Source organism: Pseudomonas sp. 50_B, assembly GCF_017491625.1.
In the GTDB taxonomy this organism is placed as follows: Bacteria; Pseudomonadota; Gammaproteobacteria; order Pseudomonadales; family Pseudomonadaceae; genus Aquipseudomonas; species Aquipseudomonas danubii.
In genome coordinates this window covers 1-302 of record NZ_JAFGYX010000193.1, presented here as the reverse complement: position 1 = coordinate 302, position 302 = coordinate 1, and the positions used below count along the sequence as shown (strand labels likewise).

The 302-nt window shown below is 54.3% G+C and carries 1 pseudogene; it reads right to left on the bottom strand.

Annotated elements, in window-relative coordinates:
- Nucleotides 1-302, bottom strand: a pseudogene (locus J5M73_RS31575) (elongation factor Tu); the annotation flags it as partial.

Genomic DNA, 302 nt, shown 5'->3' with positions numbered 1-302 from the left:
ACGACGCCGGCGCCGACGGTACGACCGCCTTCACGGATAGCGAAACGCAGACCATCTTCCATCGCGATGGTTTTGATCAGAGTGACAGTCATCTGGATGTTGTCACCTGGCATTACCATTTCAACGCCTTCTGGCAGCTCGCAGTTACCAGTCACGTCAGTAGTACGGAAGTAGAACTGTGGACGGTAGCCTTTGAAGAACGGAGTATGACGGCCGCCTTCTTCCTTGCTCAGAACATAAACCTCAGCGGTGAACTTGGTGTGCGGCTTAACGGTACCTGGCTTAACCAGAACCTGGCCACG